This is a genomic window from Buchnera aphidicola (Periphyllus acericola) (assembly GCF_964019855.1).
Lineage (GTDB): Bacteria > Pseudomonadota > Gammaproteobacteria > Enterobacterales > Enterobacteriaceae > Buchnera_J > Buchnera_J aphidicola_BC.
The window spans coordinates 425367-442116 of sequence record NZ_OZ026466.1; the positions used below are offsets into that span (position 1 = coordinate 425367).

The following is a 16750-nucleotide window of genomic DNA, read 5'->3' on the forward strand; positions in this document are numbered from 1 at the left end:
ATTTATTTTCCAAAAATAATTTTATAAAATAGAATTTAATAAATCAGAAAATACTCCGGAAGCCGTTACTTGTTTTCCAGCTCCGTATCCTCTAATTACTAATGGTATTGGTTGGTAGTATTTACTATAAAATATAAACGCATTTTCTCCATTTTTTATTTTGTATAAAGGATTTTTTTTATCAATTTCAGAAAGTTTAACTTTACAATTTCCATTTTTATTAATTGTTCCAATAAATCTTATTCTTTTTTTATTTTTTTTTGATTGAGATATTTTTTTAGAAAAATATTGATCTAATTTTTTTATTTTTTTTAAAAATTTTTCTACATTAATATTATTTTTGAATGATCTTGGTAATATTTTTTTTATTTTAATGTCTTTTAACTCTAAATTATATCCCATTTCTCTTGCTATTATTAACAATTTTCTTGCTACATCTAATCCAGATAAATCTTCTCTTGGATCTGGTTCAGTTAGTCCTTTTTCTTTAGCTTGTTGTACAGCTTTTGAAAATAAAATTCCTTTATCTAATTTTCCGAAAATAAAAGATAATGATCCAGAAAGTATTCCTTGAAATTTTAATAATTTATCACCTGTCTGTTTTAAATTTTTTATAGTTTGTATAATTGGAAGTCCACCTCCAACATTTGTTTCGTATAAAAACTTTTTATTATGTTTATAAGATAAATTACGTATTTTTTTATAATTTTTAATACTTCCAGTATTAAATTTTTTATTTGCTGTAATTAAATGAAATCCATTTTTTATATATTTAAAATATTTATAAGAGATTTCTTTACTAGATGTACAATCAATAATAATAGGGTTTACATAACATTTTTTTTTAATTATTTGATTAATTTTTTGAATAAGTTTTTCTTTATTTTGAAATTTATTTTTTATTTTTTTGAATTTTTCTTTCCAATTTTTTATATTAATTCCATTTTCTTTAAATAATATTTTATTTGAATTAGATATTAAACAAATTTTAATAATAATATTTTTTTTTTTTAATGATTTTTTTTCTTGAATAATTTGTTTTAATAAAGTTTTTCCTATACCTCCGATTCCTAATAAAAATATTTCAATTAGATTATTTTTATTTAAAACTATTTTATGTATTAGTTTTATTCCTGAATTTTTATTTTTAGATTTTATAATAAAAGATATAGAATTTTTTGATGTATTTTTAATTGTGTTAATTATTTGAATTTGAGAATTTTTAAAAATTTTATTTATTTTATGAATTAAATCTTTTTTTTTGATAACATTTTTTTTAACTAAAGAAATAATAGATAATTTTTTTATAATTTTTATTTTTTTTATATTTTTTTTAGAGTTTTTATATATTTTTTTTAAAATTTTATTAGTATTTTTGAAATGTTTTTTTTCTATATAAAAATTTATATAATTGAAATTTATAGAATTTGAAAACAATATTATAGAAATATATTTTTTTCTAATAGAATTTAATAATTTTTTTTGTATTTTATGTATTATTTGGTTATTATTAATTTTAATGCAACACATGTATATATTATCTATATATGTTATACTAAAATTATACTTATTTTTTTTTATTTTATTTTTTTTATATATTTTTGTTCCATAAAAATTTTTATTGAATGTATTTTTTATATAACAAGGAATTTTAAATTTTTTTAATGGATAAATTGATTTTGGATGAAGTACTTTTGCTCCTAAATTAGAGAGTTCTATAATATTTTTATATGTCATATTTTTTAATGTTTTTGCTTGATCTACTATTTTTGGATCACATGTAAGTACTCCATTTACATCAGTCCATATTTCACAAATATCTGCTCGTAAACAAGCAGAAAGTATTGCTGCTGAATAATCTGATCCGTTTCTTCCTAATAACACTAGTTCTTTTTTTTTATTTCCCGCAATAAATCCAGGCATTAAAATTATTGATTGATTTGAAATTTTTATTTTTTGTATTTTTTTTATTGATTGATTAATATCTACATATGAATCTAATATATTTCCTTTAGATAATATTTTTTTTACTGGATTTATTAGAATAATCTTATTTTTTTTAGAATGTAGTATATGCATCATAATATATGTTGATAATATTTCTCCTTTTGAAATTATTTGTGAAAAAATTTTTTTTGGACATTTTTTTAAAAGATATATTATTTTAGAATATTTTTTTAAAAATTTTATTTCTTTATTTATTATTTTATATAAATCTTTAAAAGAAATATTTTTATTTTTATTTGATATTTTTGTTATTATTTTTAAAAATTTATTTTTTATTTTTAAAATAATTTTTTTATATTTTTTTTTTTTTTTAGCGTATTTGATTAATTTTTCTAAATTGTTAGTTATTTTTGCAGGTGCAGATAAAACTACTGCTACTTGGTTTTTTTTAGATTCTTCTTGAATTATTTCCGATACTGATAATATTCTTTTTGCATCAGCTAATGATGTTCCTCCAAATTTCAAGATTTTAATCATTTTTAAATATTCTCCTATTTTTATTTAAATAAAAATTTTTTAATTTATTTGTGATATATTTTGAAATATCTAAATTTAATATATATTATATAAAAAAAATAAAAAAAAAAAGAACGTTAACTTTATATTGTTAAATTAATTTTAATTTTTTTTTTAAATTATATTTTTTTTTTTAAAAAATTTATTTTTTTTAAAAAATTTTTTATAAAAAATAAAAAAATATTTTAAAATAATAATGATATTTTTTAAAAAATATTTTAATATTTTTATATAAATATTTTTATTTTAATATTTTTTAATATTATAACTCATGGAGTTAATAGATTTTTTTATATTAAAATTTTTTTTAAAAATTTTTAAAAAATTTAAATTTTTTTAATGAAATATTTATTTATATATTTTTATATTTATTTTTTTATAATTTAATTTTTTATGAGATATAAATAAATTATATTTTTATTTTTTTTTTATATTTACTTTAATGTTATCAATTAATCTTATTTTTTCTATAAATACACTAATTAATATAATAGCTTTTTTACTTTTTTTACCAATTTTTTTTAAATTTTTTGAATCTCTAATTTTTAAAGATTCAACATTTATTTTTTTTTTAATAAATTTTTTTAATATATTTTTTTTAATTTTTTTAATATTTTTATAATCTTGAAATATAATTTTTTTTTTAAATTGCAAAAGATATTTATAAATATATTTTGCGATATTTTTATTCTTTGAATTTAATAAATTATTTCTAGAACTTATGGCTAATCCATTTTTATTTCTTTTTGTTGGAATAGATATAATTTTTATATTATAGTTTAGTTCTTTAACAAGTGTTTTTATTATATATAATTGTTGAAAATCTTTTTCTCCGAAAATTGCATATTTTGGTTTAATAAGATTAAATAATTTACATATGATTGTTGATACTCCATTTAAATATTTTGGTCTATTTATATTTTCTAAAATTGTTGATGTTTTTTTTACAGAAACTATAGTATGTTTATATAATCCGTTTGGAAACATTTCTTTTTGATTAGGAATAAATACGATATTAACTTTGTTTTTTTTTAATTTTTTCAGATCTTTTTTTATTGTTTTTGGATAATTTAAATAATCCTTTAATGAATTAAATTGAAGTTTATTAATAAATATACTTACAATTGTAATTTTTGAAAGTAAATTTGATTGTTTTATAAGTTCAAGGTGTCCATTATGTATATTTCCCATTGTTGGAATTAATGTACTATTATTTTTTATTTTTTTTATTATTTTTATTAATTTTTTTATTTTTTTTATTATTTTCATATTTTTTTTAAAAAAATTTGTGTTTTTTAGAAGGAAATTTTTCAAGTTCTACTTTTTAAATATAATTTTTAGTTGCTTATATTAAAGATATATTTTTTTTTAAAAAAATTTTTACAAATTTATGTTTTTTTTTATAATACCTAACATATCATGCATTACTAATATTTGTCCATCTGTGTAAGGACTAGATCCAATTCCTATTACTGGTATTTTTGATTTTTTAGTAACTTTTTTTGCTAAATTATTTGGAACACATTCTAAAAGAATCATATTTGTTCCTGATTTTTCTAAAATTAATGATTTTTAATAAATTTTTTTGAATCTATTTTTGATTTTCTTTGAATTTTATATTCTTTTTCTTTATTTATATTTTTAGGTTTTAATCCAATATGACAATATTTTAAAATAGATTTTTTAGCTAAATGTTTTATTATTTTTTTTTCCATGATCTTCCTTCTATTTTAATCATATTTGCTCTAGATTAAATTATTGAACATGCATTTTTTAGAGTTTGTTTTTTTATTCATAAATGTCATAAATGATAAATCTGAAATAATAAATTTGTTTTTAGATCCTTTTATACGGTTTTTGTATGATATTTTATATTTTTTTAATTTTACTTCTAAAGTAGATTTTTTTCCTTGAATAACCACTCCAAGAGAATCACCTAATAATAGAATTGGAGTTCCTGATTCTGAAAAATAATTTTGAAAAACTAAAATCATAAGCAGTAATTGTTGAAAATTTATGTTTTTTTAATTTCCATTTATATATTTATATATATTAATTTTTTTTATTTTTTTTTTTTTTTTTTATTTTATTTTTTAAAATTTTTTTAATTTTATAAAAAATTTTTATATAAATTTTTTTTTATTTTGAAAATTATATTATTTTTTTAAAAATTTTATTTTTTTCAATTTTTTTTTTTATAATATAAATATTGTATGCTTCAAAAAATTTTTTGTTTTTTTTTATTTTTTTTGGAATATTTTTTGAATTATATGTAATAAAATTTATTACTTTCCAAATTTCTTTTATTGAATAAATTATTTGTTTTGGAATTGATAATATAAAAGAAGCTTTTTTTAAGATTAATTTGAGAGAAATATTTGAAGCATCTTTATAGTTTATTTTTTTATTATTTTTAATTTTTATAGTATTTATAAAATATGGGTACCATAGTATTGCTGACCATAAAAATTCTGGATGTATTTTTTTTTTTTTTTTATATCTTTTATCATTTTCTTTTAAAACATTTATTAATAAAGAATTAATTAAAATATTAATATTTTTATTATAATGTAATAAAGGAAATGAAAAAATAATTTTTAATAAACAAAATTTTTTCAATTTTTTATATGCCTGATATCCAAAACCTGTTTGTAATAATTTATTTAATTCATTATATAATCTTGCTGAAGGAACATGAGAAATTAATTTTGCAAGTTTTGGAATGGCTTTTGCTGTATTTTTTTCTATTTTCATTCTTAATTGTACTGAAAATCTAATTACTCTTAACATTCTTACAGGATCTTCTCTGTATCTAGTTTCAGGATCTCCAATTAATCTAATAATTTTTTTTTTTATATCTTTAATACCTCCTACATAATCTCGAATACTTAAATCGATAACATTAAAATATAAAGTATTAATAGTTAAATCTCTTCTTTCTGCATCTTCTTCTATTTGTCCAAATATGTTATCACGTAAAAGCATTCCTAAATTTGTTTTTTTTTTATGTATTTTATTTATATTTTTTTTATCATGATTATGTCCTCTAAAAGTAGATACTTCAATTGTTTCTTTTTTAAACATTATATGTGCTATTTGAAATCTTCTTCCAATAAGTCTACAGTTTTTAAATAATTTTTGTATTTCAAATGGTGTTGCATTAGTAGCTAAGTCAAAATCTTTTGGTGTTTTTCCTATAATAAGATCTCTAACTCCACCTCCTACAAGATATGCTTGATAACCTGATTTATGTAATCTAAATAAAATTTTAATTGCGTTTTTACTAATTTTTTTTCTAGATATGTTATGGTTTTTTTTATAAATTATTATCATATGATTTATTTACAGTAAAAGTATTTGTTTTATTAAGTAAATATTTATATATTTTGTTAATATTTTTAAATCAATTAAAAATATAAAACGTTACAATTTTTTATATTTTAAAAATTTATGAACGATAGTGAAGTGGATAATTATATCTTTTTCACTATCTTATTTTTTTAAAATTTATCCGAGCATTTGCTTATTTCTTATTTCTTCTAATGTTTGACAATCTATACATAAATGAGCAGTAGGTCTTGCTTCTAATCTTTTAATACCTATTTTTACTCCACAAGTAGAACAGTATCCAAAATTTTTATTTTGAATTTTTTTTAAAGTCATATTAATTTTTTTTATTAATTTATTTTCTCTATCTCTTTTTCTTAATTCTAAACTAAATTCTTCTTCTTGAACTGCTCGATCAATAGGATCAGGAAAATTAGCAGACTTTTTTGACATATAATATAAATCTTTTTTATTTTTATTTAATTGTTTTTTCCATGTTTCAAGAATTTTCTTGAAGTGTGAAGTTTGATTTTCATTCATATATTTTTCATTTTTTTTTTTTATATATGAACATACGCCTGCAATAGAAAGAATGCTTAAAGAAGTTTTTTTTTTATCTTTACTTTTATACATAATATTTTTCCTCAACATAGTTTTTTTTTTTTTTTTTTTTATAGAAATAAAAAAAAATAAAAAAAACTATATCAGTATATAGATTTTATAATATACATGAGATGTTCATAATATGAAATTAAATATTTTTTTGAGTATTTTGTATTTTTTATTTCTTTTTTAAAACAAATTATTTTAATAGTATTTTTTTTTTCATTTATAATATATAAAATTTTTAATTTAAATAATATTAAATAGAAAGTATTAAAATATTTATAATAGAATGGTTGAAAAATATGATTAAATTAGCTTTAGGTGTAGAATATGATGGTAGTAAATATTATGGATGGGAAAGTCAAATTAAAGGTTATTCTATTAAAGAAAAGTTAGAATCTGCAATATCTAAAATAGCAAATCATAAAATTTCAGTAATATGTGCAGGAAGAACCGATTCTGGAGTACATGCATATAATCAAGTAATACATTTTGAAACTTATACTTATAGAAAAGATTTTACATGGTTAATTGGTGTAAATAGTTTATTACCTAAAGATATTTCTATAAAATGGATTAAAAATGTTTTACAAGATTTTCATGCTCGATATTCTGCGATTTCAAGAAGTTATCGTTATATTATATATAATAATTTTATAAGATCATCTTTGTTAAGAAATAGAGTAAATAATATTTTTTTTAATTTAAATGTAAAAAAGATGAATCGTGCAAGTAAATTTTTATTAGGAGAAAATGATTTTTCTTCTTTTAGAGCATCTAAATGTCAATCTTATAGTTCTTGGAGAAATATTTTTAAGATTAAAGTATATAAAAGAAATGATTTTTTTATAATAATTGATATTACTGCAAATTCTTTTTTATATAAAATGGTTAGAAATATTGTTGGGTGTTTAATTGAAATAGGTAGAAATAAAAAAAATGAACTATGGCTTTTAAAGGTTTTGCATTTGAAAAATAGAATTTTTTCTGGACCTACAGCTTTAGCAAATGGTTTGTATTTATTATCTGTAGAATATCCAAAGCGTTTTAAAATATTTAATAGAAATTTAAATTATTTTTAATTTTTTTATTTATATAAATATTCATTATAAAAAATAAAATATTATATTTTTTGTTTTTAAGTTAAACATTTTTTATATTTTTAATAATTAAAATTTTAAATTTTTTAGTTATATTTAATAAAATAGATTTATTTATATAGAATACAATTTTTTCTATTTTTTAATATTTTTTATAAATTTTTTAAAATTAATATATATTTATTATTTTTAAAGGATATAAATTAATATATTTATTTTTATATATTTAATTAATTTTATAAATTAATAATAATAATTTTTAGTATTTTTATTTAACATTTTAATAAAAGAGAAGAAATATGTTTTTTAATTTTTTTAAAAAAATTTTTAGTAATAGAAATGATAGAATTTTGATGAAATTAAATTTAATGGTAGAAAAAATTAACAATTTAGAAAAAATTTATAAAAATTTTACTGACGAAAAATTAAAAAAACAAACAAAAATTTTTAAAAAACGACTTCAAAATAAAGAATCTTTAGATAATTTATTAGTTGAAGCATATGCTACTGTTCGAGAATCTAGCAAAAGAATTTTTGGATTACGTCATTTTGATTCTCAAATATTAGGAGGAATTGTTTTAAATAATCAATGTGTAGCAGAAATGAAAACTGGTGAAGGTAAAACATTAACTTCTACTTTACCTGCATATTTAAATGCTTTATCAGGTAAAGGAGTACATATTATAACTATGAATGATTATTTATCTAAAAGAGATTCAAAAAAAAATAAATTTTTGTTTGAATTTTTAGGATTAACTATAGGATTAAATTTACCAGATTTATCAATTTCTTCTAAGAAAAAAGCTTATAATTCAGATATTACTTATGGAACAAATAATGAATTTGGTTTTGATTATTTAAGAGACAATATGGTTTTATCAAAAAAAAATCAAGTTCAGAGAGAATTAAATTATGCTTTAATTGATGAAGTAGATTCAATCTTGATTGATGAATCTCGAACTCCTTTAATTATTTCTGGAGAAGAAGATGATTATTCTAAGTTATATATTCATATTAATAAAATTATTAAAAATTTGATTCAACAAAATTCAGAAGATACAGAAGATTTTATAGGATCTGGAGATTTTTTTCTGGATGAAAAGTCTAAACAAGTATATTTAACAGAGAGAGGATTAATAAAAATAGAAAAAATATTAGTAGAAAGAAACATTATGGATCAGAAAGAATCTTTATATTCTTCAAAAAATATTAAGTTATTACATTATATTACGTCAGCATTAAAAGCTCATAGATTATTTATAAAAGATGTTGATTATTTAGTAAAAAATAAAGAAATTGTTATAGTAGATGAGCATACTGGAAGGGTTATGCAAGGTAGACGTTGGTCTGACGGTCTACATCAAGCGATTGAAGCAAAAGAAAATTTATTAATAAAAAATGAAAATAAAACGTTAGCATCAATTACGTTTCAAAATTACTTTAGGCTGTATAAAAAATTATCAGGAATGACTGGAACTGCGTATACTGAATCTTATGAATTTAGAACTATTTATAATTTAGATACTATTGTAATACCAACAAATAAACCTATGATTAGAAAAGATTATTCAGATTTAGTTTATTTAACTGAAAAAGAAAAAATTGAAGCAATTATCAAAGATATTAAAAGGTGTTATTTAAGAAAACAACCAGTTTTAGTTGGTACAGTTTCAATTGAAAAATCTGAAATTATTTCAAATTTTTTATCAAAATTAAAAATTAAACATAATGTTCTGAATGCAAAGTTTGATAAAAAAGAAGCAGAAATTATTTCTCAAGCTGGTAAGTTAGGAGCTGTTACAATTGCAACAAATATGGCTGGTAGAGGAACAGATATTATTTTAGGAGGAAATTTCGACGATCAATTTAAAAAAAAAAATAATTCAAAAAAAATTTTTAAAGAAAAATTTTTTTTTGAGAATAAAAAATGGAAGAAAGATCATAGATTAGTTTTATCAGTTGGAGGATTACATGTAATTGGAACGGAAAGGCATGAATCAAGAAGAATAGATAATCAATTAAGAGGTAGATCAGGTCGTCAAGGAGATGTTGGTTCTTCTAGATTTTATGTATCAATGGAAGATTCTTTAATGAGAATTTTTGCTTCAAAAAAATTGATTACAATAATGAGAAAATTTGGAATGAAATATGGAGATTCTATTGAAAATTCTTTAGTAAATATAGCTATTTCTAATGCTCAAAAAAAAGTAGAAAATATGAATTTTGATATTCGTAAACAACTTTTAGAATATGATAATATTATTGATGAACAAAGAAAAGTTGTTTATAAACAAAGAAATATTTTAATTAATAAAAATGAGATTAGTAAAACAATAAAAATTATTACAAAAGATGTTTTTTTATTAGTGATTAATAAATTTTTAGATATACGTGATTTAAATAAAATCAAAAAAAGTTTAATACAATTAGAAAAATATTTATTAAAAAAATTTAAAATGAATATACAATTTTTAAATTTTTCTAAAATTGAAAATAATAAAATTAAATCTTTTATATTAGATCAAATATTAAAAAAATTTAAAATAAATTATTTTATTAAAGAGCATTTAATTGGTTCTAAAAATATGCGAAATATAGAAAAATCAATTATGTTAAAAAAATTAGATTTTTTTTGGCAAGAACATTTATCTGAAATGGAATATTTAAGACAAGGAATACATTTAAGAGGATATGCTCAAAAAGATCCTAAATTAGAGTATAAAAGAGAATCTTTTATTATTTTTTCAAATATGTTAGAGTCTTTAAAATATGAAGTTATTTTACAATTAAGTCGTATAAGTTTTTCTAATTTTGATCCGTACGGAAGTAAAGAAGTAGACTACAAATTTTCTATTAATCCTAAATATTTTAAAAAAGCAAGAAGATTTTTAAAAAAAAATACGAATTTTAATCTTGATTATTCTTATAATTTAAACGATAAAAATTTTTCTTTTTCTAGAAATTCATTATGTTCATGCAATTCTGGAAAAAAATATAAACATTGTCATGGTTCTTTAAAGTAAAAAATTTTATATATAACATAAAATTTTATAAATTTTATATTTTAAAAAAAAATATTATTTTTGATTTTATATAATTTATTTATATATTTTATATTTTTAATTATATATTATATTTTTAAAAAATATAAATTTTTTAAAATATTTTTTATATATTTAAAAATTTTAAAAAAAAATTTTATAGAAAAAATTTTAAAATATTTTATTTAAACTTTTATTTTTTTTTAAGATAATAAAAAATTTTATAAAATTTATATTTTTAAAATTGTTTTTTTTTTTTAAATGAATTTTTAATATTTTTTTATATAAAAAATTTATTATTTTTTTTAAATTTTTTATAAGACATTAAACTAATTTTTTTAAATAATATAAAGATAATGTATTTTTTGATAAAATAAAAATTATATGTTTCTTGATTTTTAAGAAAAATATAATTTATTTAGAAATATAGATTTAAAATTTTTTTAATAATAGTTTATTTTTTTAAAATAAAAAAATAAGGAGTACTCTATGTCTAAAGATGATTATAAAGACATTGATATAGATCCTATAGAAACACAAGATTGGTTAGATTCAATAAATTCTGTAATAAAAAGAGATGGAAGTAAAAGAGGAAATTTTTTAATTAATAAAATATTAAAAGAATATAAAGAATTAAATATTTTAAATAATAAAGAATATTTTTCTAATTATATAAATACAATACCATTAGAAAATGAAGAGAATTATCCGGGTAATTTAAAATTAGAAAAAAAAATTTGTTCTGCAGTACGTTGGAATGCAATTATGATGGTATTAAAAGCATCTAAAAAAGAATTGGAATTAGGAGGACATTTATCATCTTTCCAGTCTTCTTCTATAATTTATGAAGTATGTTTTAATCATTTTTTTTTAGCAAATAATGATTTAAATTTAGGAGATTTAGTTTATTTTCAAGGGCATATTTCTCCTGGAATTTATTCTAGAGCTTTTTTAGAAGGAAGAATTTCTAAGAATAAAATAGATAATTTTAGACAAGAAGTTAATGGAGATGGTTTATCTTCTTATCCTCATCCAAAATTAATGCCTAATTTTTGGCAATTTCCTACAGTTTCTATGGGTCTTGGATCAATTTGTTCGATTTATCAAGCAAAATTTTTAAAATATTTACACAATAGAAATTTACAAAATACTAAAAATAGAACAGTTTATGTATTTTTAGGTGATGGAGAAATGGATGAGCCTGAATCAAAAGGAGCAATTAATATTGCAGCGCGTGAAAAATTAGATAATTTAATTTTTATAATTAATTGTAATTTACAAAGATTAGATGGTCCTGTTATAGGTAATGGAAAAATAATTAATGAATTAGAAAGCTTATTTCTAGGTTCTGGATGGGAAATAATTAAAGTTATTTGGGGAAGTAAATGGGATGAATTATTAAAAAAAGATAACAGTGGAAAATTAATTCAATTAATGAATGAAACAGTTGATGGAGATTATCAAACTTTTAAATCGAAAAATGGAGCTTATATTAGAAAAAATTTTTTTGGAAAATATAAGGAAACTTTAGATTTAGTTAAAAATATGACTGATGATGAGATTTGGAATTTAAATAGAGGAGGTCATGATTACAAAAAAATTTATTCTGCATTAAGAAAAGCAAAGAGTATTAAAAAAAAACCAGTAGTAATATTTTTTCATACAATTAAAGGATATGGAATGGGACAAAATATTGCTGGTAATAATATTGCTCATCAAGTTAAAAAAATTAGTTTAGAAGATATAAAAAATATCAAAGATAATTTAAAAATACCTATTTTAGATAAAGATTTAAAAAAACTTCCTTATATATCTTTCAAAAAATCTTCTAAAGAATATAATTATCTTCATAATCAAAGAAAAAAATTAGGTGGATATGTTCCAGAACGAATTCGTAATTTCTCTGAAAAATTTTCAATTCCAAATTTAGAAGATTTTCAGTCTGTTTTAATTGAACAAAAAAGAAAAATTTCTACTACAATTGCTTTTGTTAGAATTTTATATATTTTATTAAATAATAAAAAAATTTGTAATAGAATAGTTCCAATTGTTGCAGATGAAGCTAGAACTTTTGGAATGGAAGGGTTATTTAGAAAAATTGGAATATATAATTTAAATGGACAAAAATATGTACCTCAAGATAAAGATTTATTATCTTATTATAAAGAAGAAAAAAATGGTCAGATATTACAAGAAGGAATTAATGAATTAGGGGCTGCTGCATCTTGGTTAGCTGCTGCAACTTCATATAGTACAAATAATTTTCCAATGATACCATTTTATATTTATTATTCTATGTTTGGTTTTCAAAGGATTGGGGATTTATGTTGGGCTGCTGGAGATCAACAAGCGCGTGGTTTTTTAATAGGAGGTACATCTGGAAGAACAACTTTAAATGGTGAGGGATTACAACATGAAGATGGTCATAGTCATATTTATTCTTTAACAATTCCTAATTGTATTTCTTACGATCCAGCATATTCTTATGAATTAGCAGTAATAATTCAAAATGGTATAGATAGAATGTATGGAAAAAAACAAGAAAATATTTATTATTATATTACTACGACAAATGAAAATTATTATATGCCTGGAATAACTTCAGGAATAAAAAAAGGAATTTGTAAAGGTATGTACAAATTAGAAAGTTTTTATGGAAAAATTTTTTCAGTTCAGTTATTAGGATCTGGATCAATTTTAAGAATTATAAGAAAAGCTGCATTGATTTTATTTAGAAAATATAATATTGGTTCAGATGTTTATAGTGTTACTTCTTTTACTGAATTAGCGAGAGAAGGTCAAGATTGTGATCGTTGGAATTTTTTAAATCCTAATAAAAAACCTAAAATTTCATATGTTTCTTCAATTATGAATAAAAATCCTACCGTTGCTTCAACAGATTATATAAAATTATATGCTGAACAAATTAGAAAATATGTTCCTTCCACTTATAAAGTTTTAGGAACTGATGGTTATGGTCGTTCAGATAGTCGAAAAAATCTTCGTAGTTATTTTGAAATCGATGAAAATTATATTGTTATAGCAGCTTTAGAAGAATTAGTTAAATGCGGAAAAATAAATATTCAATTTGTTTTAGATGCTATAAAAAAATTTAATATAAAAAAAAATAAAACTAATCCGCGTTTGTTATAGGAGTGTATTATAATTTATGAGTATGATAATTAAAGTTCCTGATATTGGAATAGATGAAGCAGAGGTTATAGAAATTTTAGTAAAACCTATGGATCAAATAAATTTAGATCAAGGATTAATTATTGTAGAAGGTCAAAAAGCATCAATTGAAATTCCATCTCCGTATGAAGGTATAGTACAAGATATTTATGTGAAAGTAGGAGATACTATTAATATAAATTCTTCTATTATGTCTATAAATTCTAGTGAATTAAATGCAAAAAATAATATAGATAAAAATTTTTCTAAAAATTCTAGTTCAGAAGATAATAAAATTTTTATTTCTTCAGAGAGTAAAAATAATATTTTAAATAAAGAAAATTCTGTTTTAGTTCATTCTTCTCCTTCTATAAAAAGATTATGTAGAAAGTTAAAAATATCAATTAACAAAATTAAAGGAACTGGAAGAAAAAATAGAATTTTAAAGGAAGATGTATTAGATTATATAAAATTATCTAATAAAGAATCAGATCTATTTATAAAAAATAATACAAATTTTACAGAAAAATTAAAAGATACTAAATTAGAAAAAGATAAAACTTCAAAAAATGTAGTTTTTTTAAGTAAAATTCAAAGAATTGCAAGTAATGTTTTTTCTAGAAATTGGAATGAAATTCCTCATGTTACTCAATTTAAAAAAATTGATATTACTAAATTAGAAAATTTTAGAAATAAAATTAATAGTGAGTGTAAAAGCTTAAATATTAAATTTACTTTATTGACTTTTATTATCAAAGCAATTTCTATTAGTTTAAAAAAATTTAAAAAATTTAATAGTTATTTACATTGTAAAAAAGATAGAATAATTATTAAAAAAGAAATTAATGTTGGAATTGCTGTTAATACAAAAGATGGTGTAGTTGTTCCAGTTTTAAAAAATGTAGATAAAAAATCTTTAAAAAATATTTCTGAAGAATTGGTTAATTTGTCTATAAGATCTAGAGATAATAAATTAAAATTAAATGAAATGAGTAAAGGAAGTTTTACTATATCTAATTTAGGTAATTTTGATGTAGGAGAGTTTACACCTATTATAAATTCTCCAGAAGTAGCTATATTAGGAGTATCTAGAGCAAATCTTGAACCGGTATGGAAGAATGATTGTTTTATTCCTCGTTTATTGTTACCAATTTCTTTATCTTATGATCATAGAGTAATTAATGGTGTTGATGGAGCCATTTTTATAAAAAATTTAAATAAAAATTTAATTAAATTTCATAGATTATTATTTTAATAAAAAAATATTTTTTATAAAATATTACATCAATAATTTTAACTTTTGGAAAGAAAAATGAATAATATAATTAATACAGATTTAGTTGTAATAGGTGGCGGTCCAGCAGGATATTCTGCGGCTTTTCGTGCTTCTGATTTAGGAGTCAAAACTATAATAGTTGAAAAATATTCTGTTTTAGGAGGAGTTTGTTTAAATGTTGGTTGTATTCCTTCAAAAGCTTTATTACATTTTTCAAAAGTTTTACAAGAATATAGAGAATTTTTAAAATTACAAGTTGTTACTAATAAACCGGAATTTAATTTTAAAAAAATTCAATCTTGGAAGAATAATTTAATTCAAAAAATGAATAATAGTTTAAATATTTTATCTAAAAAAAGAAATATTAAAATTTTAAAAGGACTTGCATCTTTTATTAATAAAAATAAAATTTTTGTTAAAAGTAAAAATAAAAATTTAGAAATTAATTTTAAAAATGTAATTATTGCTACTGGATCTAGTTCTATAAAATTACCTCATATAAATTCTCATGATAAACGTATTTGGTATTCTTCGGATGCTGTAAATTTACCTTTTATACCTAATAAAATGTTAATTATTGGTGCAGGAATAATTGGTTTAGAAATGGCAACTATTTATAGTTCTTTAGGTTCTAAAGTAGATATTATTGAAAATTCAGATTCTATACTTCCTTCTGCTGATCTAGATGTTAGTTCTTTTTTTATTAAATCAATTAAAGATAAATTTAATTTAATGTTAAATTCTTGTGTAGAAAATATTAAATTAAATAAGAATTATATTACAGTTCAAATTAAAACTAATGATTTTATAAAAAAAATAGATTATGATGTGATTCTTGTTTCAATAGGAAGATTTCCTAATATTCATGATTTAAATTTAAATAATGTAGGAGTAGATTTAGATAATAAAAAATTTATTATTATTGATGATCAATGTCGTACTAATGTTTCTGGAATTTATTCTATTGGAGATGTTTCAGGTAATCCAATGTTAGCTCATAGAGGAATTTATCAGGGTCATATTGCTGCAGAAGTAATTTCTGGAAAAAATCATTATTTTGATACAAAAATAATTCCAAATATTTGTTATTCTGATCCTGAAATTGCATGGGTTGGATTAACTGAAAAAGATTTAATAAAAAATAAAATACAATATAAAAGTTCGACATTTCCATGGGTCGCTTCAGGGAGAGCGTGTGTTTCAAATTCTTCTGAGGGAATAACAAAGTTAATTTTTGATAAATTAACTAATAAAATTGTTGGAGGAGCAATTGTTGGAAGAACTGCAGGAGAACTATTAGGAGAATTAACTTTAGCTATAGAAATGGGTTGTGATCTTTCAGATATTTCTTTAACTATGCATGCTCATCCAACTTTGTATGAATCAATTCAATCTTCATCAAAAATGATCGAGGGAACTATGACTGATTTATTAAATATTTAATTAATTCTAGTTCTTTTTTTTTTTTTTTTTTTTCTTTGTTTTTTTCTTTTTTTTTTGATGTTATGAATGATATAAATTTTTTACATAACATCAAAATTTTTAATTTAAAAAAAAAATAATTATTTATTTATTTTTTAATAATTTTTTTATATTTTAATATTATTTTATGAAAATTTATTGATTTATAAAATAAATTAAAATATTTTTATTGATTTAAAATTATTTATAATATTATAAATAATAAATTATATATTTTAAAAATA

Annotated in this window: 12 protein-coding genes; 5 read left to right on the forward strand and 7 right to left on the reverse strand. The window is 19.1% G+C overall.

The features are described 5' to 3' along the window. Positions 1 to 21: 21 nt before the first annotated feature. The 7 genes from thrA to dksA form a co-directional block, all read right to left on the reverse strand. Entirely contained in the window at positions 22 to 2484 is a 2463-nt protein-coding gene (gene thrA, locus AACK90_RS02065) for a bifunctional aspartate kinase/homoserine dehydrogenase I (protein ID WP_339043205.1), read from the reverse strand. A 456-nt stretch (positions 2485 to 2940) separates the two neighbouring features. Beyond that, positions 2941 to 3792, reverse strand: coding sequence for a pantoate--beta-alanine ligase (gene panC / locus AACK90_RS02070; RefSeq protein ID WP_339043207.1), 852 nt, complete (start codon positions 3790 to 3792; stop codon positions 2941 to 2943). 111 nt (positions 3793 to 3903) lie between these two features. Continuing rightward, positions 3904 to 4062, reverse strand: coding sequence for a 3-methyl-2-oxobutanoate hydroxymethyltransferase (locus tag AACK90_RS02075; RefSeq protein ID WP_339043209.1), 159 nt, complete (start codon positions 4060 to 4062; stop codon positions 3904 to 3906). A gap of 23 nt (positions 4063 to 4085) precedes the next feature. Beyond that, positions 4086 to 4238: a hypothetical protein gene (locus AACK90_RS02080; protein ID WP_339043211.1), complete on the reverse strand. Its 153-nt coding sequence runs from the start codon at positions 4236 to 4238 to the stop codon at positions 4086 to 4088. 30 nt (positions 4239 to 4268) lie between these two features. After that, positions 4269 to 4517: a 3-methyl-2-oxobutanoate hydroxymethyltransferase gene (locus tag AACK90_RS02085; RefSeq protein ID WP_339043213.1), complete on the reverse strand. Its 249-nt coding sequence runs from the start codon at positions 4515 to 4517 to the stop codon at positions 4269 to 4271. A gap of 157 nt (positions 4518 to 4674) precedes the next feature. After that, positions 4675 to 5856 carry a polynucleotide adenylyltransferase PcnB gene (pcnB, locus tag AACK90_RS02090; protein WP_339043215.1) on the reverse strand — a complete coding sequence of 394 codons (1182 nt, stop codon included), beginning with the start codon at positions 5854 to 5856 and terminating at the stop codon, positions 4675 to 4677. Positions 5857 to 6030: 174 nt separating this feature from the next. Continuing rightward, on the reverse strand, positions 6031 to 6483 hold the full coding sequence (gene dksA / locus AACK90_RS02095; RefSeq protein WP_339043217.1) for an RNA polymerase-binding protein DksA: 453 nt from the start codon (positions 6481 to 6483) through the stop codon (positions 6031 to 6033). A 275-nt stretch (positions 6484 to 6758) separates the two neighbouring features. Here dksA and truA point away from each other — a divergent pair, with 275 nt between their 5' ends. The 5 genes from truA (at position 6759) to lpdA (ending at position 16487) form a co-directional block, all read left to right on the forward strand. Then, the gene (gene truA / locus AACK90_RS02100) at positions 6759 to 7538 is read left to right on the forward strand and encodes a tRNA pseudouridine(38-40) synthase TruA (protein ID WP_339043219.1); all 780 of its coding nucleotides are present in this window, start codon (positions 6759 to 6761) and stop codon (positions 7536 to 7538) included. 317 nt (positions 7539 to 7855) lie between these two features. Further along, a complete protein-coding gene (gene secA, locus AACK90_RS02105) occupies positions 7856 to 10579 on the forward strand; it encodes a preprotein translocase subunit SecA (RefSeq protein WP_339043221.1) in 2724 nt (907 codons plus the stop codon). Positions 10580 to 11086: 507 nt separating this feature from the next. Then, entirely contained in the window at positions 11087 to 13750 is a 2664-nt protein-coding gene (gene aceE, locus AACK90_RS02110; protein WP_339043223.1) for a pyruvate dehydrogenase (acetyl-transferring), homodimeric type, read from the forward strand. A 16-nt stretch (positions 13751 to 13766) separates the two neighbouring features. After that, entirely contained in the window at positions 13767 to 15023 is a 1257-nt protein-coding gene (locus tag AACK90_RS02115) for a 2-oxo acid dehydrogenase subunit E2 (RefSeq protein ID WP_339043225.1), read from the forward strand. Between the two features lie 57 nt (positions 15024 to 15080). Then, positions 15081 to 16487: a dihydrolipoyl dehydrogenase gene (gene lpdA, locus AACK90_RS02120; protein WP_339043227.1), complete on the forward strand. Its 1407-nt coding sequence runs from the start codon at positions 15081 to 15083 to the stop codon at positions 16485 to 16487. Positions 16488 to 16750: the final 263 nt, after the last annotated feature.